Origin of the sequence: Pseudomonas sp. HLMP, from assembly GCF_046365545.1 — a bacterium.
Lineage (GTDB): Bacteria > Pseudomonadota > Gammaproteobacteria > Pseudomonadales > Pseudomonadaceae > Aquipseudomonas > Aquipseudomonas guariconensis_B.
Map to the genome: position 1 here is coordinate 1 of NZ_JBDLLR010000016.1, position 18,575 is coordinate 18,575.

Annotated in this window: 16 protein-coding genes and 1 pseudogene; 8 read left to right on the top strand and 9 right to left on the bottom strand. The window is 67.0% G+C overall.

Translation table 11 applies throughout. From position 1 onward, the window contains the following. Window positions 1–157, bottom strand: a 157-nt coding sequence (locus ABFA30_RS24080; protein WP_410046089.1) for a hypothetical protein, incomplete at its 3' end; no start/stop codon positions are given. A gap of 285 nt (window positions 158–442) precedes the next feature. On the opposite strand from ABFA30_RS24080, the gene moaA reads away from it, so the two are divergent. Both moaA and ABFA30_RS24090 read left to right on the top strand, forming a co-directional pair. Further along, complete coding sequence (gene moaA, locus ABFA30_RS24085) at window positions 443–1,447, top strand: GTP 3',8-cyclase MoaA (protein WP_225790855.1); 1,005 nt, start codon at window positions 443–445, stop codon at window positions 1,445–1,447. 20 nt (window positions 1,448–1,467) lie between these two features. Beyond that, window positions 1,468–2,367, top strand: a complete 900-nt coding sequence (locus ABFA30_RS24090) for a bestrophin family protein (RefSeq protein WP_225790854.1) — start codon at window positions 1,468–1,470, stop codon at window positions 2,365–2,367. A gap of 58 nt (window positions 2,368–2,425) precedes the next feature. Here ABFA30_RS24090 and ABFA30_RS24095 read toward each other — a convergent pair whose 3' ends face one another. Continuing rightward, a complete protein-coding gene (locus ABFA30_RS24095) occupies window positions 2,426–3,202 on the bottom strand; it encodes a helix-turn-helix domain-containing protein (RefSeq protein ID WP_410046087.1) in 777 nt (258 codons plus the stop codon). Window positions 3,203–3,455: 253 nt separating this feature from the next. Here ABFA30_RS24095 and ABFA30_RS24100 point away from each other — a divergent pair, with 253 nt between their 5' ends. From ABFA30_RS24100 to ABFA30_RS24120, 5 genes are all read left to right on the top strand, one after another. Further along, entirely contained in the window at window positions 3,456–5,072 is a 1,617-nt protein-coding gene (locus ABFA30_RS24100; RefSeq protein WP_253104177.1) for an APC family permease, read from the top strand. 27 nt (window positions 5,073–5,099) lie between these two features. Beyond that, on the top strand, window positions 5,100–6,026 hold the full coding sequence (locus ABFA30_RS24105; RefSeq protein WP_225790851.1) for a 4-hydroxyproline epimerase: 927 nt from the start codon (window positions 5,100–5,102) through the stop codon (window positions 6,024–6,026). 59 nt (window positions 6,027–6,085) lie between these two features. Further along, complete coding sequence (locus tag ABFA30_RS24110; protein WP_225790850.1) at window positions 6,086–7,033, top strand: dihydrodipicolinate synthase family protein; 948 nt, start codon at window positions 6,086–6,088, stop codon at window positions 7,031–7,033. A gap of 71 nt (window positions 7,034–7,104) precedes the next feature. Continuing rightward, window positions 7,105–8,676, top strand: a complete 1,572-nt coding sequence (locus ABFA30_RS24115; RefSeq protein ID WP_253104180.1) for an aldehyde dehydrogenase (NADP(+)) — start codon at window positions 7,105–7,107, stop codon at window positions 8,674–8,676. 3 nt (window positions 8,677–8,679) lie between these two features. Then, window positions 8,680–9,945, top strand: coding sequence for an NAD(P)/FAD-dependent oxidoreductase (locus tag ABFA30_RS24120; protein ID WP_253104183.1), 1,266 nt, complete (start codon window positions 8,680–8,682; stop codon window positions 9,943–9,945). Window positions 9,946–9,956: 11 nt separating this feature from the next. Here ABFA30_RS24120 and moaB read toward each other — a convergent pair whose 3' ends face one another. Further along, window positions 9,957–10,496 (bottom strand): molybdenum cofactor biosynthesis protein B, encoded by a 540-nt coding sequence (gene moaB / locus ABFA30_RS24125; protein WP_225790847.1) that lies wholly within the window; start codon window positions 10,494–10,496, stop codon window positions 9,957–9,959. 397 nt (window positions 10,497–10,893) lie between these two features. Between moaB and ABFA30_RS24130 the strand changes: the two genes are divergently transcribed. After that, window positions 10,894–11,781 carry a LysR family transcriptional regulator gene (locus tag ABFA30_RS24130; protein WP_225790846.1) on the top strand — a complete coding sequence of 296 codons (888 nt, stop codon included), beginning with the start codon at window positions 10,894–10,896 and terminating at the stop codon, window positions 11,779–11,781. 5 nt (window positions 11,782–11,786) lie between these two features. Here the strand turns inward: ABFA30_RS24130 and ABFA30_RS24135 are convergent, their stop codons facing one another. From ABFA30_RS24135 to ABFA30_RS24160, 6 genes and pseudogenes are all read right to left on the bottom strand, one after another. After that, window positions 11,787–13,376, bottom strand: a complete 1,590-nt coding sequence (locus ABFA30_RS24135) for an aldehyde dehydrogenase (NADP(+)) (RefSeq protein WP_225790845.1) — start codon at window positions 13,374–13,376, stop codon at window positions 11,787–11,789. A 78-nt stretch (window positions 13,377–13,454) separates the two neighbouring features. Beyond that, window positions 13,455–14,450, bottom strand: coding sequence for an AraD1 family protein (gene araD1, locus ABFA30_RS24140; RefSeq protein WP_253081590.1), 996 nt, complete (start codon window positions 14,448–14,450; stop codon window positions 13,455–13,457). Window positions 14,451–14,507: 57 nt separating this feature from the next. Continuing rightward, window positions 14,508–15,683 (bottom strand): L-lyxonate dehydratase, encoded by a 1,176-nt coding sequence (locus tag ABFA30_RS24145; protein ID WP_253081591.1) that lies wholly within the window; start codon window positions 15,681–15,683, stop codon window positions 14,508–14,510. Window positions 15,684–15,711: 28 nt separating this feature from the next. Beyond that, the gene (locus ABFA30_RS24150; RefSeq protein WP_225790842.1) at window positions 15,712–17,025 is read right to left on the bottom strand and encodes an MFS transporter; all 1,314 of its coding nucleotides are present in this window, start codon (window positions 17,023–17,025) and stop codon (window positions 15,712–15,714) included. Between the two features lie 54 nt (window positions 17,026–17,079). After that, window positions 17,080–17,196 (bottom strand): annotated as a pseudogene (locus ABFA30_RS24155) (hypothetical protein); the annotation flags it as partial. 84 nt (window positions 17,197–17,280) lie between these two features. Further along, window positions 17,281–18,531 (bottom strand): OprD family porin, encoded by a 1,251-nt coding sequence (locus ABFA30_RS24160; protein ID WP_225790841.1) that lies wholly within the window; start codon window positions 18,529–18,531, stop codon window positions 17,281–17,283. Window positions 18,532–18,575 lie beyond the last annotated feature (44 nt).

The following is an 18,575-nucleotide window of genomic DNA, read 5'->3' on the forward strand; positions in this document are numbered from 1 at the left end:
CGGGGCAGTCGAAGCCACCGTTCTGGTTGGTCTTGAGCATGGCCCGCAGGTTCTTGAAGGCATTCTCGCTGCCCAGCCAGGCCTTGGTCACGCTCTTGAGCGCGCCCCAGCCGGCAGCCGGGCCCTTGTAGTCCCTGATGTGTTCGTCTTGGCTCATGCGGTGGATCCTCACGCGGGCATAGAAGTCACCGGATCGCTCGCCCGGTATTTTCGCCAGCCTAAGAAGCCTGGTATGAGCGCGTCCAATCGATATCCCCTACGGCACGATAAACCGTATCGATGATGGCGCGCAGACCACGGGGGGCGCGGCATGCACGGGTGATAGACGGGGCTGATCGCATAAGAGGGGAAAGCGATTTGACGGGGGTGCCCGCAGGTTATAGCTTGAACCTTGTCCGCGGCGAGCTCGCCGCTCAATTCACCCCCTCATTCGAGCGTGAACGTGGAACAGAACCCCCAGGCACTGATCGACGGCTTCAACCGGAGAATCGACTACCTGCGGATGTCGGTCACCGACCGCTGCGACTTCCGCTGCGTCTACTGCATGGCCGAAGACATGCAGTTCCTGCCGCGCCAACAGATCCTCAGCCTCGAGGAGCTGTACCAGGTGGCCGAGCGCTTCGTCGCCCTGGGCACCCGCAAGATCCGCCTGACCGGCGGCGAGCCGCTGGTGCGCCAGGGCATCGTCGGGCTGTGCGAGCGCATCGCCGCCCTGCCAGGCCTGCGCGAACTGTGCCTGACCAGCAACGGCTCGCAACTGGTCCGCCTGGCCGGGCCGCTGTTCGATGCCGGCGTCTCGCGCCTGAACATCAGCCTCGACAGCCTGAACGCCGAACGCTTCCGCAGCCTGACCCGCACCGGCGACCTCGACCAGGTGATCGCCGGCATCGACGCCGCGCGCCACGCAGGCTTTCGCCGTACCAAGCTCAACTGCGTGGTGCTCAAGGGCCGCAACGACCACGAGATCGTCGACCTGGTGCGCTTCGCCATCGACCGTGAACTGGACATCTCCTTCATCGAGGAAATGCCCCTGGGCGTGATCAGCGAGCACGAACGCGGCGAATCCTACTGCTCCAGCGATGAAGTCCGCGAGCGCCTGGCCGAGCACTTCACCCTGGTCGAGTCGGCCGAGTCGTCCCAGGGCCCGGCGCGCTACTGGCGCCTGGCCGAAGCGGTGAATACCCGGGTCGGCTTCATCTCGCCGCACAGCCACAACTTCTGCGCCACCTGCAACCGCGTGCGCCTGACCGTCGAGGGACGCCTGCTGCTGTGCCTGGGCAACGAGCACTCGATGGACCTCAAGCAGGTCCTGCGCGCCCACCCCGGCGACAGCGCGCGCCTGGAAAAGGCCATCCGCGAGGCCATGCAGCTCAAGCCCTACCGCCACCACTTCGAGGTCGGCGGCGAGGTGCAGATCCTGCGCTTCATGAACATGACCGGCGGCTGAGCGGCCGCCTCTGGAACCTCATGATCGTCCACCCCCGCCCCGATGTGCTGCGCCTGCTGTTCACCCTCAAGGGATCGATCGTCAAGCGCATCGCCCTGCGCTGCCTGATGGTCACCCTGCTGGCCGCCTTGATCGTGCTGGCCGAGCGGCACTTCCCGGCCTTTGCCTATCCGGTCAGCGCGACGCCGTTCACCCTGCTCGGGCTGTCGCTGTCGATCTTCATGAGCTTTCGCAACAACGCCTGCTACGACCGTTGGTGGGAGGGACGCAAGGCCTGGGGACGGCTGATCATCGAAGTCCGCTCGTTCGCCCGCGAAAGCCTGGCGATCGCCGACGAACGCCTGCGTACCGAGCTGCTGCGCAGCCTGTGCGGCTTCGCCCACGCCCTCAACGCACGCCTGCGCAGCGAAGACGAACTGCATGCCGCCCGGCCCTGGCTGAGCGATATCGACGCCATCAGCCCGCACAACCTGTGCGACGGTATCCTGCGCCAGGTCGGCGAGCACTGCGCGCGCCTGGCCGAGCGCCAGCAGATCAGCGAGTGGCGCTATACCCTGCTGGAGCAGCGACTGGTCGGGCTGTCGGACGTCCAGGCCACCTGCGAGCGGATCAAAGGCACGCCGCTGCCCTTCCCCTACACCCTGCTGCTGCATCGCACCATCTATATCTTCTGCCTGCTGCTGCCGTTCGCCCTGGCCGGGCCACTGGGCTGGCTGGCGCCGCTGTTCACCACCATCATCAGCTATACCTTCTTTGGCCTGGACGCCATCGGCAACGAACTGGAAGACCCGTTCGGCCGCGACCAGAACGATTTGCCGACCGATGCCCTGGTGCGCACCCTCGAGCGCGACGTGCTGGCGGCACTGGGGCATGAGCCACTGCCACCGGCGCTGGAGCCGGTGGATCATGTGCTCAGTTGATTCCCCAGAGGGCCGCTTCGCGACACAAGGCCGCTCCCACACCCTGCACCGCTTACGATCATCGTTGCTCCGTCGCCGCTCGATACTGCCGGGGCGTGAAGCCGGTCAGCTGCTTGAACTGCCGGCTGAAGGCGCTGTGGTCGGTATAGCCGCACTGCAGGGCGACCTCGGTGATCGGCAGTTCGGTGTGCAGCAGGCGGTGCGCGTGCTCCAGCCGGGCCTTGTGGATCATCTGCCGTGGCGTCAGGTGGAACACCCGCTTGCAGTAGCGCTCTAGCTGGGCGACGGAGAGGCCGGCGATGCGGGTCAGCTCGCCGAGGCTGATCGGTTGGTTGAAATGCCGGCGGATATGCTCGTCCACCGCGGCCAGGCGCTGGTAGGCCGGGTGCGTATCGGTGGCGGCCTGCAGGTCCACGGAAATCCCCACCAGGCCGATGATCTGGCCGGCGGTGTCGTATAGCGGCCATTTGTGAGTCAGGCACCAGCCCGGTTCGCGGCTGCCATACAGGTGCAGTTCCAACTGGTCCTCGAGGATCGCCCCTTGCCTGAGCACCCGGCGATCCTGCTCGGTGTAGCCCGGCCCCAACTGCGCCGGAAAGACCTCGGCACTGGTCTTGCCCAACAGCGGCGCCAACGCCTTCAGCCCGCAGCGCTGCACCAGCGTGCGGTTGGCCAGCACATAGCGGGCCTGGTCATCCTTGATGAAGATCGCCGCGTCGGGGATGACATCCAACAGCGGCAACAGCGGTGCCACGCCAACCAACAGGGCTTCGATCGACTTCGGGCGATGTCGATCGAAGCCCTGGTAAAGCATCGACAGTGTCTCCTGCCTCATTCGCGTTCTCCGGCAACCTTGCGCCTGGCACCTTGCCGCAAGGGCCCGGCCGTGTCCACTGCGCCATGACGAAGCCGCGGACTGTGCCGATTTCGTCACCCACGCTGCAGAAAACCATCAAGAACCCACGCCCGGATCGGTCCACTCTATGGCCAACGCAAGCCGCCACAGACCTACAAGAACGCGGTGCACGAGCGCCCGCATCACGTGACATCAGACCTGCCTATCCAATAACCCACAAGAAGGCGACCCCATGTCAGGCAAGTTCAAGAAACAGCTGTCGTTGCTGGACCTCACATTCATCGGCCTCGGCGCCATCTTCGGCTCGGGCTGGCTGTTCGCCGCCAGCCACGTCTCCGCCATCGCCGGCCCGGCCGGCATCCTGTCCTGGTTCCTCGGCGGCTTCGCCGTGCTGTTGCTGGGCATCGTCTATTGCGAACTGGGCGCGGCCCTGCCCCGTGCTGGTGGCGTGGTGCGCTACCCGGTCTACTCCCACGGGCCACTGCTGGGCTACCTGATGGGGTTCATCACCCTGATCGCCTTCTCCAGCCTGGTGGCTATCGAAGTGGTCGCCTCGCGCCAGTACGCCGCCGCCTGGTTCCCCTCGCTGACCCAACCGGGCTCCAGCGATCCGACCGTTCTCGGCTGGCTGGTGCAGTTCGGCCTGCTATGCCTGTTCTTCCTGCTCAACTACCGCAGCGTGAAGACCTTCGCCAAGGCCAACAACCTGGTCAGCGTGTTCAAGTTCATCGTGCCGCTGCTGGTGATCGGCGTGCTGTTCACCTTCTTCAAGCCAGAGAACTTCGAGGCCCAGGGCTTCGCCCCGTTCGGCCTGTCCGGCGTGGAAATGGCGGTTTCCGCAGGCGGCATCATCTTCGCCTACCTGGGCCTGACCCCGATCATCTCGGTGGCCAGCGAAGTGAAGAACCCGCAACGCACCATTCCCATCGCACTGATCCTCTCGGTGCTGCTGTCGACCGCGATCTACGTGCTGCTGCAACTGGCGTTCCTTGGCAGCGTGCCGACCGAGATGCTGGCCAACGGCTGGGCCGGCGTGACCAAGGAACTGGCGCTGCCCTATCGCGACATCGCCCTGGCGCTGGGGGTGGGCTGGCTGGCCTACCTGGTGGTGGCCGACGCGGTGATCTCGCCGAGCGGCTGCGGCAACATCTACATGAACGCCACGCCGCGGGTGGTCTATGGCTGGGCGCAAACCGGCACCTTCTTCAAGGTCTTCACCCGCATCGACGAACAATCAGGCATTCCACGCCCCGCGTTGTGGCTGACCTTCGCCCTGTCGGTGTTCTGGACCCTGCCCTTCCCCTCCTGGGAAGCGCTGATCAACGTGGTCTCGGCAGCGCTGGTACTGAGCTACGCGGTGGCGCCGGTGTCGGTCGCGGCCCTGCGTCGCAACGCCCCCGGCATGGCGCGTCCGTTCCGGGTCAAGGGCATGGCCGTGCTGGGCCCACTGTCGTTCATCATCGCCGCGCTGATCGTCTACTGGTCCGGCTGGAACACCGTGTCCTGGCTGCTCGCCCTGCAGATCGTGATGTTCGTGCTGTACCTGCTGTGCGGCCGTTTCGTGCCCATCCAGCACCTGTCCCTCGCCCAGCAAGTGCGCTCGTCGGCCTGGCTGATCGGCTTCTACGCGCTGACCATCCTGCTGTCGTGGCTCGGCAGTTTCGGCGGTCTGGGGCTGATCGGCCACCCGTTCGACACCCTGGTCGTGGCCGCCTGTGCCCTGGGCATCTACTACTGGGGCGCACGCACCGGCGTGCCCGCCCACCTGGTACGCCTGGATGGCGAGGACGAAAGCGAGGCCAACCCGCAGCCCCAGCCCGGCCAGCACCCCGCCGCGCTGGCGTCCTGAACATCGCCCACTGAAATGGACATGCCCATGAAACACATCCACGTCATCGACTCCCATACCGGCGGCGAACCTACCCGCCTGGTGATCAAAGGCTTTCCCCGGCTGACGGGCAGCACCCTGGCCGAGCGCCGCGACGAACTGCGCGAACAGCACGACCAATGGCGCCGCGCCTGCCTGCTGGAGCCACGCGGCAACGACGTGCTGGTCGGCGCGCTGTATTGCGAGCCGGTGTCGGCGGACGCCACCTGCGGGGTGATCTTCTTCAACAACGCCGGCTACCTGAACATGTGTGGCCACGGCACCATCGGCCTGGTCGCCTCGCTGCAGCACCTGGGCATGATCGGCCCCGGCGAGCACAAGATCGACACCCCGGTCGGCCAGGTCACGGCCACCTTGCACGAGGACGGCGCGGTGACGGTCGGCAACGTCCCGGCCTACCGCTACCGCCAGCAAGTGGCGGTCGAGGTCCCCGGGTACGGGGCGTTCCTGGGCGACATCGCCTGGGGCGGCAACTGGTTCTTCCTAGTCAGCGAGCACGGCCAGCGGCTGACGCTGGACAATGTCGAAGCCCTCACGGCATTCACCTGGGCGATGCTCAAGGCCCTGCAGGCCCAGGGCATCACGGGCGAGCACGGCGCGCCGATCGACCACGTCGAGCTGTTCGCCGACGATGCCAACGCCGACAGCCGCAATTTCGTCATGTGCCCCGGCAAGGCCTACGACCGCTCTCCCTGCGGTACCGGCACCAGCGCCAAGCTGGCCTGCCTGGCGGCCGACGGCAAGCTCGCCGCAGGCCAGGCCTGGGTGCAGGCGAGCATCACCGGCAGCCAGTTCGAAGGCCGCTTCCAATGGCAGGGCGAGCGCATTCGCCCGTTCATCACCGGCCGCGCCCACATGACCGCCGATAGCACCCTGCTGATCGACGAACAAGACCCTTTCGCGTGGGGCATCTGACCCGCCCCGCTCCCTTTACAAGCACCCCACCTGAACACCTGCGCCAAGGAGCACAGACAATGAGCGACAACATCTTCACCGGCTGCATGCCCGCCCTGATGACCCCCTGCACCGCCGAGCGCAAGCCGGACTACGACGCCCTGGTGCGCAAGGGCCGCGAACTGATCGAGGCCGGCATGAGCGCGGTGGTCTACTGCGGCTCGATGGGCGACTGGCCGCTGCTCAGCGAGGCCGAGCGCCAGGAAGGCGTGGCCCGGCTGGTGGCCGCCGGCATCCCGACCATCGTCGGCACCGGCGCGGTGAATACCCGCGAGGCGGTTTCCCACGCAGCCCACGCCGCCAAGGTCGGTGCCGCCGGCCTGATGGTGATCCCCCGCGTGCTCTCCCGTGGCGCCTCGCTGGCGGCGCAGAAGGCGCACTTCGCGGCGATCCTGCAAGCCGCCCCGGCACTGCCGGCGGTGATCTACAACAGCCCCTACTACGGCTTCGCCACCCGCGCCGACCTGTTCTTCGAACTGCGCCGCGAATACCCGAACCTGATCGGCTTCAAGGAATTCGGTGGCGGTGCCGACCTGCGCTACGCCGCCGAGCACATCACCTCCAAGGACGACCAGGTGACCCTGATGGTCGGTGTCGACACCCAGGTGGTCCACGGCTTCGTCAACTGCAATGCCACCGGCGCCATCACCGGCATCGGCAATGCCCTGCCCCGCGAGGTGCTGCAACTGGTGGCGCTGAGCAAGCAGGCAGCCAAGGGCGACGCCAAGGCCCGCCGCCTGGCCGGTGAGCTGGAGTCGGCGCTGGCGGTGCTGTCGTCGTTCGATGAAGGCTGCGACCTGGTGCTGTACTACAAGTACCTGATGGTGCTCAACGGCGACCAGGAATACACCCTGCACTTCAACGAAAGCGACGCGCTCACCGAGTCCCAGCGCAACTACGCGCACAACCAGTACACGCTGTTCCGCCAGTGGTACGCCAACTGGTCGGCGCAGCAGAACGTCGCCTGACACTCGCCCCCCTCGCCCTGCGCCAGCTTCATGGCGCAGCGGCCTCTTCAGGATTCTTTCAGGACGCCAGCATGACTCTCACAGGCAACCTGCTGATCGGCCAGCAGGCCGTTACCGGCAACCGCGAAGCGATCCGGGCCATCGACCCGGCCACCAACCACCCCCTGGAACCGGCCTACCCCGGTGGCACGCGCGAGCACGTGGACCGCGCCTGCGCGCTGGCCTGGTCGGCCTTCGACGCCTACCGCGAAACCTCGTTGGCGCAACGTGCGCTGTTCCTGGAAACCATCGCCGAGCAGATCGAAGCCCTGGGCGATGCGCTGATCGACCGCGCCGTCGCCGAAACCGGCCTGCCGCGTCCGCGCATCCTCGGTGAACGTGGGCGGACCTGCCAACAGTTGCGCACCTTCGCCCGCACCGTGCGCGCCGGTGAATGGCTGGATGCGCGCGTCGACAGCGCGCAGCCGCAGCGCCAGCCGCTGGCCCGCCCGGACCTGCGCCAGCGCCAGGTGGCCCTGGGCCCGGTGGCGGTGTTCGGTGCCAGCAACTTCCCCCTGGCCTTTTCGGTGGCCGGCGGCGATACCGCCTCGGCCCTGGCCGCCGGTTGCCCGGTGGTGGTCAAGGCCCATGGCGCCCATCCCGGCACCAGCGAACTGATAGGCCAGGCGCTCGCCCGGGCGGTGGCGCAATGCGGCCTGCCCGAGGGCGTGTTCTCGCTGCTGCATGGCGCAGGGCGGGAGGTGGGCATCGCCCTGGTCAGCGATCCGCGTATCAAAGCGGTCGGTTTCACGGGCTCGCGCAGCGGCGGCATGGCCTTGAACCGCGCGGCACAGGCACGCCCTGAGCCGATCCCGGTGTACGCGGAAATGAGCTCGATCAACCCGGTATTTCTTTTCGACAACGCTCTGCAGGCCCGTGCAGAAGGGCTGGCGCAAGGCTTCGTCGCCTCGCTGACCCAGGGTGCCGGCCAGTTCTGCACCAACCCGGGCCTGGTGATCGCCCGCCAAGGACCGGCGCTGGAGCGTTTCGTCGCCGCGGCCGCCGAACACCTGGCTGGCATACCGGCACAGACGATGCTCACGCCGGGCATCTTCAGCGCCTACCAGGCAGGGGTCGCAGCACTGGGCGAGCACGCTCAGGCAGTCGCCAGTGGCCAGCCGGCCCTGGGGCCGAACCAGGGCCAGGCCCAGTTGTTCGTCGCCGACGCCTCGGCCTTTCTCGCCAATACCGCCCTGCAAGCCGAGGTGTTCGGCGCCTCGTCGCTGATCGTGGCGTGCCGCGACGCACAACAGTTCGAGCAGGTTGCCGAACACCTGGAAGGCCAACTGACCGCCACCCTGCACCTGGACGATGACGACCTGCCGGCCGCCCGCGCCTTGCTCCCGGCCCTCGAACGCAAGGCCGGGCGCCTGCTGGTCAACGGCTGGCCGACCGGCGTCGAAGTCTGCGATGCCATGGTCCATGGCGGGCCGTTCCCGGCCACCCTCGATGCCCGCAGCACCTCGGTCGGCACCGCCGCCATCCTGCGTTTCCTGCGCCCGGTCTGCTACCAGGACTTCCCCGATGCCCTGTTGCCCACCGCCCTCAAGCACGACAACCCGCTGCACCTGCGGCGGCTGCTCGATGGCCAGAGGGAAGCCTAGGCAATGCCCAACGCCCTCCCCCTCGATCATGCCCACGCCGATGCCGACCTGGTGGTGGTCGGCGCCGGCATCGTCGGTGTCGCCTGTGCCCTCGAGCTGGCCCGCCAGGGCCGGCGGGTACAGGTCATCGACCAGCAGGCGCCCGGCCACGGCGCTTCGTTCGGCAACGCCGGCCACCTGGCCACTGAACAGGTGTTCCCGATCGCCGACCTGTCGATCCTCACGCGCCTTCCCGCCATGCTGCTCGACCCGATGGGCCCGCTACGCCTGGACTGGCGACACCTGCCCCGTGCCTTGCCGTGGTTCGCCCGCCTGCTGCTGAACCTGCGTCCGGCCGCGTTCCAGCGTAGCGTGGCGGGCTTGCGTGTGCTCAACGAAGGCAGCCTGGCGGCGTGGCGGCAGTTGCTGGCCTCGATCGACCGTACCGCGCTGCTCAAAGAGGACGGCTCGCTGCTGGTGTTCGAGCGCCCGGAGTCGCGCCAGGCGCTGGAGGCCCTGCAGTCGCGCCTGCGGCAACAGGCGGTGCCGGTCGAGCCGTGGTCCGCCCAGGCCGTGCAGGCGGCAGCGCCACAGTTGAGCGAAGGCATCCGGGGCGGCCTGTTCTTTCCCGCCACGGGGCATTTCCTCGACCCGTACCGTGTGGTCTGCGAACTGGTCGAGGCCGCCAAGGCCCAGGGCGTACAGTTCCACCAGCAGCAGGTACGCGATGCCCGCCTGCAGGGGCAAGGCGTCACCCTGGTCACCGACCACGGCCCCGTGCGGGCGCGCCAGGTGCTGATCGCCTGTGGCGCACACTCGGCCCCACTGACCCAGGCGCTGACCGGCACCCGGGTGCCGCTGGACACCGAGCGCGGCTATCACCTGATGCTGCCCGGCGAACGGCAACGGCTGCCGTTCGCGGTCACCTCGCTGGAGCGCAAGTTCATCATGACGCCCATGGCCGGCGGCTTGCGCCTGGCCGGCACGGTGGAGTTCGCCGGCCTGCGCCGCCCGCCCCGCATGCAGCGCGCCTGGCAGTTGCTGAACCTGAGCAAGGGCCTGCTGCGCCACGACCTCGACGCCACTGGCGCGACCCCGTGGATGGGCTTTCGCCCTTCCTTGCCCGACTCATTGCCGGTGATCGACCGGGTGTGCGACGGCAAGGTGCTGCTCGCCTTCGGCCACCAGCACCTGGGCCTGACCCAGGCCGCGCTGACCGCGCAGTGGCTCGGGCGCCTGGCGCAGGGGCCGGTGGCGGGGCTGGAAGCCTACCGCCTGGCACGGTTCTGACGAGCCGCGCCTCACCCCCGGGTTTCGCACGCCCCGATAGGCTTGAGGTGCGCCACGAAGTTGCAGGGCCGGTGCCGTGCATCCAACTGCTCGGCGAGGATCCCCTCCCAGGCCGTGCGGCAGGCCCCGGTCGAGCCTGGCAGGCAGCACACCAGGGTGCCGTTGGCCAGGCCCGCCAGTGCCCGGCTCTGTACCGTCGAGGTGCCGATATCGAGGATCGACAGGGCGCGGAACAGCTCGCCGAAACCGTCGATGCGCTTGTCCAGCAGGCACTCCACCGCCTCTGGCGTGCTGTCCCGCCCGGTGAAGCCGGTGCCGCCGGTGACCAGCACCACCTGCACCTGGTCGTCGGCGATCCAGGTGGCGACCTGGGCGCGGATCTTGTACAGGTCGTCCTTGAGCAACTCCCGCGCCACCAGTCGATGGCCGATCTGCACGCAGCGGCTGGCCAGCAGTTCGCCGGACGTGTCGTTGTCGAAGGTGCGGGTATCGCTGACCGTCAGCACGGCGATATTGAGCGGTACGAACACCGCGTCCGGTTTCACACTCACCTGGGCTTGCTCCTGAATAGGCATTGTCCCGTGCCACGCTAGAGAGAAGCCTGCCCAGCGTCCAATCGATATGGCGAACCGGGCCATCGAGTGGGTCTATCGTCGGCAAGCCGGTTCGATAGAACAGAACATAACGCTTTGATTTAGCAGAGCCCTGTGGGAGCCGGCTTGTCGGCGATTGGGCCGGCCCTGACATCACCGACATATGGCAAGGGCTGCGCCCTTGATCGCGGGCAAGCCCGCTCCCACAGGGGCCCCTGCAAACCACATTACTTGTGATCGGCTCGCGCACTCTGTGGGCACCCGCCTCCCATACAATCGGCACTAAACATTGGCCAGCCACGGCCGACTTGGTTAAGGTCAACGCCATCGACTTCACCGCCCACCAGGCCACCCCATGGACATCAAGCAGCTCAAGTTCCTCATCGCCCTCGACAAGACCCGCCATTTCGGCCAGGCCGCAGCGCTGTGCCACATCACCCAGCCGACCCTGTCCATGCGCCTGCGCAACCTGGAGGACGAGCTGGACCTGGTACTGGTCAAGCGCGGCCAGCGCTTCGAGGGCTTCACCGAGGCCGGCGAACGCATCCTGGCCTGGGCCCGCACCCTGCTGGCCGCCCACGACGGCCTGCAGGCCGAGGCCGCCAGTTGCCGGGGCCAGGTGGTCGGCAGCCTGCGCCTGGGCACCGTGCCGCTGGCCAGCTTCAACCCCATGCACTTGCTGCTGCCACTGCGCGAGAAGTACCCCGAACTGCACTTCGAGCTCAGTTCGCTCAGCTCCGAGCAGATCACCGACGGCCTGAGCCGCAACCAGTTGGACCTGGGGCTCTGCTACCTGGATCAGGTCAACGCCAGCTTCTTCGAAGTGATCGAGCTGGGCACCACCACCATGGGCCTGCTGCACGACACCCGGCACTTCCAGTTCGAGCAGACCGAACTGTCCTGGGACAGCGTGGCCGACCTGCCCCTGGGCCTGTTGAGCAAAGGCATGCACTACCGCCAGGCGCTGGACCTGAGCCTGCGCAGCCGTGGCCTGGAACCGGCGGCAGTGCTGGAAAGCGACTCCACCTTCCAGCTGGTCCAGGCCATCAACAGCGGCGTGTGCTGCGCGGTGATGCCGCTGGAGTGCGGCCTGGAGGAGCTGTCCCAGCACATGCGCATCATCCCCATCGCCGACGCCAGCATCCACAGCCCGGTCGGCCTGCTGCTGCGCCGCAGCGAGCCCCGCTCGGCGATCGCCGAACAGTGCTTCGCCGAGGCCAAGGTGCTGTTCGCCAACGGCTGACGTTGTCAGGCTGGGATTAGCGCATCGCGGCTCGGCACCCCGTCGAGCAAGCGTACGATCCCCAGCGGGTTGCCGTCCTTGAGCGCATCCGGCAGCAGGGCATCGGGGTAGTTCTGGTAGCACACCGGGCGCAGGAAGCGGTCGATCGCCAGGCTACCGACAGAGGTGCCCCGCGCATCCGAGGTGGCTGGGTACGGCCCGCCATGGACCATCGCATCACAGACTTCGACACCGGTCGGGTAGCCATTGAGCAACAGGCGTCCGGCCTTGCGCTCGAGCACCGGCACCAGCGCCGCGAACTGGCGCAGGTCGTCCGGCTCGGCGATCAGGGTCGCCGTGAGCTGCCCGTGCAGGGCATTCAGGGCCTGGGCCAGCGCCTGCTCATCCGCCACCTCGACGAGCACGGTCGTCGGCCCGAAGACCTCCTCCTGCAGCAACGCATCACCGTCGATCAGCACCCGGGCCTCGGCCTGGAACAGCTGTGGCCGGGCCTGCCTGCCTTCCTGACGCTGGCCGGCCAGGTGGCGGATGCCCGGGTGGGCGTGCAGGGCCGCCAGTCCCTTCTCGTAGCTGGCCAGGGTACCGGCGTTGAGCATGGTCTGTGCCGGCTGGTCGGCCATGCGCGCGCTGAACTGCTCGACGAAGCGCGAGAAGGCCGGCGAGCGGATGCCGATGACCAGCCCGGGGTTGGTGCAGAACTGTCCGCAACCGAGCACCACCGAGGCGGCCAACTCGGTAGCCAGCGTCTCGCCCCGTACCTGCAGCGCCTCGGGCAGCAGTACCACCGGGTTGATGCTGCTCATCTCGGCGAACACCGGAATCGGCTGCGGCCGTGCAGCCGCCATGTCGCACAGGGCACGACCGCCCTTGAGCGAACCGGTGAAGCCGACCGCCTGGATCGCCGGGTGCTTGACCAACGGCTCGCCGACACCGGCGCCGTAAAGCATGTTGAACACACCGCTGGGCATGCCGGTGCGTTGCGCGGCGCGCAGGATGGCATCGGCCACCAGCTCGGCGGTGGCCATGTGGCCGCTGTGCGCCTTGAACACCACCGGGCATCCGGCGGCCAGGGCCGCGGCGGTATCGCCACCGGCAGTCGAGAATGCCAGTGGGAAGTTGCTCGCGCCGAACACCGCCACCGGCCCCACGCCGATGCGGCACTGGCGCAGGTCGACCCGTGGCAACGGCTTGCGCTCCGGCAGGGCGCGGTCGATCCGCGCGCCATGGAAATCCCCACGCCGCAGCACTTGGGCGAACAGGCGCATCTGACCGCTGGTACGGCCACGCTCGCCCTGAATGCGTGCCGCCGGCAATGCCGTTTCGCGGCAGACGATGGCGACGAACTCATCGCCGAGCAGGTCGATCTCCTCGGCGATGGCGTCGAGGAACGCCGCCCGGCGCGTGGCCGGCAGGTCGCGGTATGGCAAGAAGGCAGCGGCGGCCGCTTGCGCCGCGTCGTCCACCTCTTCCAGGGTCGCCTGGTGGAAGCTGTAGGGCAGCGCCTCGGCGGTGGTCGCGTCGATGCTCTGCAGCACGACCGAACCTGCCGCGCTACGGGCGCCAGCGATGTAGTTGTAACCGAGGATGGTTGGCATATCGACCTCATGATCGGGGGCCGCGCCACCGCCATCGGCAGGCGGCGCGACCCGGCAAAAGCGGATGGTGACGAGGATTCAGAGCGCCGCGACCTGTCCCGGCGCCATGGCCGGTTCGCCAGCGACGATGCCGTTGCGCAGCGGCGCACCGAAGTCAGGCACGGCGATCTCGAAGGTGTCGCCCGGCACGGCCTTGATACCGTCGGCAAAGGACAGCGTCGCCGTGCCGAAGTAATGCACATGCACATCGCCCGGGCGCAGGAACTGGGCGTACTTGAAGTGATGGAACTCCAGGTTCTCGAAGCTGTGGCACATGTTGTCCTCGCCGGACAGGAACTCGCGCTCCCAGAGCACCTCGCCATTGCGCAGGATACGGCTGCGCCCTTGCAGGTGGCGCGGCAGCTCGCCCACGCGCAGCTCAGGGCCATAGGCGCAACTGCGCAGCTTGGAATGCGCCAGGTACAGGTAGTTGCGCCGCTCCATGACATGGTCGGAGAACTCGTTGCCCAGGGCATAGCCCAGCCGATACGGGCGGCCGTCGTCACCTATCACGTAGAGACCGACCAGCTCTGGTTCCTCGCCGGCATCCTCGGCGAAGGCCGGCAACGGCAGGTCCGCACCGGGGCGCACGACGATGCTGCCATCGCCCTTGTAGAACCATTCCGGCTGCGCCCCCGCTTCGCCGGCGGCGGGCTTGCCCCCCTCCAGGCCCCACTTGAAGATACGCATGGTGTCGGTGAGCGTGGTGTCGTCCTGCTCGCCGTGCTGGTGCATCTTGTCTCGCGTGGCGGCGCTGCCCAGGTGGGTCAGGCCGGTACCGCTGACCAGGCAGTGCGCCGGGTCTTCATGGTCCAACGGTGGCAGCACCCGCCCCGCCTCCAGCAGCCCGGCATAGGCCGGCCCGGCGTCGCAGCCACGGGCCAGTACTTCCTCCACCAGAGCGCGCCCACCACGGATCGCCGCCAACGCCAGCTCGCGGGTGCTGCGCACACCGCGCACCACCTGGACCTGCGTACCCTCGACCACTCCGACCTGGCGCTGGCCGGCCGGGTCTTCGAATTGAATCAACCGCATGTGTCTCTCCTCCCGTTCGACGGGCTGGGCGCCACCGAGCGGCAGCGCCCGGCGCGATCATTCGATGATGTTGAAGTCGCCGAGGTATTCCTCGGAAATCTCCAGGCCCAGGCCCGGCTTGTCGTCGTCCAGCTGGATGTAGCCATCCACCGGCTGCGGTTCGCCCTTGAAGACGTAGTAGAACAGCTCGTTGCCGACCTCGACGTCGAACACCGGGAAGAACTCGGCCATCGGCGAAGCGGTGCTGGCCATGGTCAAGTGGTAGTTGTGCATCTGCCCGGCGTGGGGGATCACCGGCACCGACCAGGCTTCGGCCATGGCGTTGATCTTACGCGCGGCGGTGATGCCGCCGACACGGTTGGTGTCGTACTGGATGACGTCCACCGCGCGGCGCTCCAACAGGTCCTTGAAGCCATGGCCGGTGAACTCGTGCTCGCCGCCGGAGATCGGCATGATGCCCATCTTCTTCAGCTCGATATAACCTTCGATGTCATCGGCGATCACCGGCTCTTCCAGCCAGCGCGGCTCGAACTCGGCGAGCTTGGGCAACATGCGCCGGGCGTACTCCAGGGTCCAGCCCATGTAGCACTCGAGCATGATGTCGACATCGGGGCCGGCCAGTTCGCGCAGGGCGCGGACCTGCTCGATGTTACGGCGCATGCCGGCCGGACCGTCCTTGGGGCCGTAGCCGAAACGCATCTTCAGCGCGGTGAAGCCCTGGTTCAGGTAACCCTGGGCTTCCTCGAGGAACACGTCGAGGTTGTCGTTGGCGTACAGCTTGGAGGCGTAGGTCCAGATCTTTTCCTTGGTGCGCCCGCCGAGCAGCTTGAACACCGGCTTGTTCACCGCCTTGCCCATGATGTCCCAGATCGCCAGGTCGACCGCCGAGATGGCCGCCATGCCGATGCCCTTGCGGCCCCAGGCATGGGTGCGACGGTACATTTTTTGCCAGATGTACTCGTTGTCGAAGGGGTCCTCGCCGATGCAGATCGGTGCCAGGTACAGGTCGATGATCTCCTTGGCCACGCGCGGGGCCAGGGCGCAGTTGCCGATACCGACGATGCCGTTGTCGGTTTCGATCTCCACCACCAGCCAGCCGTGGAAGCGGAACGAACCCATGGCGTCGCCGCGCTCGAAGAGGATGTCGCTGGCATTGGTGCAGAAATGCGCCTGGGGTGGCACGACCTTGCCTTTCCATTCGAAGACACGGGTACGCACGGATTTGATTTTCATGGTCACAGCTCCTATCACATGGCGTTGATCAGCCGGCCCGCGCGGGTTCGATCGGGGCAGGCGATGGTCGGGAAGATTTGAGTCGGGACAACAGGCAGGCCCCCAGGACACCCACCACGGCCAGGGCGAACATGCCGGCACGTGGATCGGCGAACAGGGTTTCGGTCAAGGTCTTGAGGTTCGGCGCGACGAAGCCGCCCAGGTTGCCCAGGGAGTTGATCAGGGCGATGCCGCTGGCCGCGGCCGCACCGCTCAGGTAGCCGGTGGGCAGGGTCCAGAACAGCGGCTGCACGGAAACGAAACCGGCAGCGGCGAAGCAGAAGGCCAGCACCACCAGCGGCAGGCTGCCAGCCAGGGCCGATGCCGCGATACCGGCGGCGGCCATGGCCAGCATGGCCACCGCGAGCTGGCGGTGCAGGCCGCTACGGTCGGCATAACGGGTCACCAGGCGGGTGACCACCAGGGCACAGGCCCAGGGAATCGCGGTGTACAGGCCGACGCTCAGGCCCACCTGGCCGTCCAGGAAGCTGGCGATGCGGGTCGGCAGGTAGAACACCACGCCGTACACGCTCATCTGCACGGTGAAGTACACCAGGCAGAACTTCATGACCTGGCCATTGCGCAGCGCACCGAGGAAGCCGTGCGGGCCATGGGCCTGCTTCTGCGCGTCTTCCTCGGCCAGCGTGCCTTCCAGCGCCTGTTTCTGCACATCGCTGAGCCAGCGGGCATTGCGTGGGCGGTCGACCAGGTAGAAGTAGGCGGCGATACCGACCACCGAGGCCATCAGCCCCTCGACCACGAACAGCCATTGCCAGTTGGTCAGGCCGAATACCCCATGGAACTCCAGCAACCAGCCGGACAACGGCCCGCCCAGCACCAGCGCCAGCGGCAGGCCGAAGTAGAACAGGCCCAGGGCCTGGGCGCGGCTCTGGGACGGGAACCAGTAGGTGAGGTAGAGGATGATGCCGGGGAAGAAGCCGGCCTCGGCGACGCCTAGCAAGAAGCGCAGCACGTAGAAGGTCGTGGCGTTGTCGGCGAACATCATCGCCGCGCTGACCAGCCCCCAGGTGACCATGATCCGGCACAGCCAGACCCGTGCGCCGAGGCGGTGCAGCATCAGGTTGCTGGGCACTTCGAAACAGGCATAGCCGATGAAGAAGATGCTCGCGCCGAAGGCGAAGGCCGCATCGCCAAGGCCGGTGTCGGCTTGCAGGAAGGCCCGGGCATAACCGACGTTGGCCCGGTCGATGAAGGCCAGTACGTACATCAGGATCAGGAAAGGCAGTAGCCGCGCGCGGCTGATGGAAATGGCCGAGGCCAGGGCTCTGGCGTGGTCGCTCATGGGGACTTCCTCGTGCTTGCCGTGATCGTCCTGCGAAGCGTCAGGACGGGCTTCTTGTTGGTCTTGGCTGGCGCGCCAGGCAGTGGCGAGCCATGGGGCGACTGTAGAGGGGGCAGGCGGGGCTGGATAATCACTTATGCGTATCCATCGATAACCTGGGGATATACCAGGATGCCCATTGGTGGCTTCGGGGTTATCGGGGGAGGTATGCATCGTAAGCTGGGGCGCGAAGCGGCCCCAGAGGCCATGGGAGTGTCAGAGTAACTTCAGGGTATAGGTGAGGATCAGGCGGTTCTCATCCACATCGGCGGCATGGTTGGAACGCACCATGGCATTGCGCCAACGCACGCCCAGGTTCTTCAGGGGCCCCGCCTGGATGACATAGGTGATATCCAGGTCACGCTCCCAGGCCTTGCCATCGCTCCCGCCTGCCACCTCGGCATGGTCACCGCTCGCATAGCGGGCCATGAGCGACAGCCCGGGAATCCCCAGGGCGACGAAGTCGTAGTCATAGCGCACCTGCCAGGAGCGCTCGCCCGCCGTGGTGAAGTTGCGCACCTGGATATCGTTGACCAGCGGCGTGCTGGTCCCGGCGATGTAGACCATGCCGTCGTCGCCATACATGCGCTGATAGCCGGCGCCGAAGGTATGGCCGGCGTACCTCGCACTGACGAAGCTGGTCAGCGCCCGGTTGTCCAGATCCCCCAGGTCGGCACTCCCCTCCTCCTGGGTGGCGAAGAAGCCGACATTGGCCCCCAAGGTCCAGTCGCCGACCTTCTGCTTGTGGCTGACGTTGTAGAAGCGTTGCTGGTAGATGTCCTGCAGCCGTGCCTGCCACAGCCCGACTTGGGTGCGGTCGGCATTGAAGCGGTACTCGCCGCCAACATAGTCGAAACGGTCGGCGAATACCCCGCCGCGACCGTCCACGGACAAATCCTCATGGTCGGAAGAGTTGCGCTGGCTCAGCGAGCGCATCTGCCCGCCCTGCAAGGTCAGGCCATCGAACTCCCGCGAGGTGAGCATGCCGCCCTGGAACGTCTGTGGCAGCAAGCGGCCATCGTTGCGCAGCAGGATCGGCAACTCCGGCTGCAGTTCGCCTACCTTGAGCTCGGTCTTCGACAACCGCAGCTTGGGTGCCAGGCCCAGCCGCGAGTAATCGTCCACCGCCCGGCCATCGCTATGCCTGGGCAACAGTCCCGAGCCGCTGCGCTCTGGGCTGCTGTCGAGCTTGAAGCCCAGTTGGCCGATCAGGTCGATGCCCACCCCGAACAGGCCGGGCGTGTAGCCGGACTTGGCCTGCAGCAAGAACCCCTGGGCCCATTCCTCCTGCTTCGACTGCGCCGCAGCGGGCTGGCGAAAGTCACGGTTGAAGTAGAGGTTACGCATCCCCAAGGTCACGCTGGCATCGTCGATGAAACCCTCGGCGATGGCACTCAGCGGCAGGCCGGCGATCAGCACAGGCGCCATCGAGGTGGCTTTGAAGCGGTGAGAAAAAGCACGGGTCATTGTTGTTGTTTTCCTTTTTCCAGGGTGAGCCCCGCCGTGGAGCC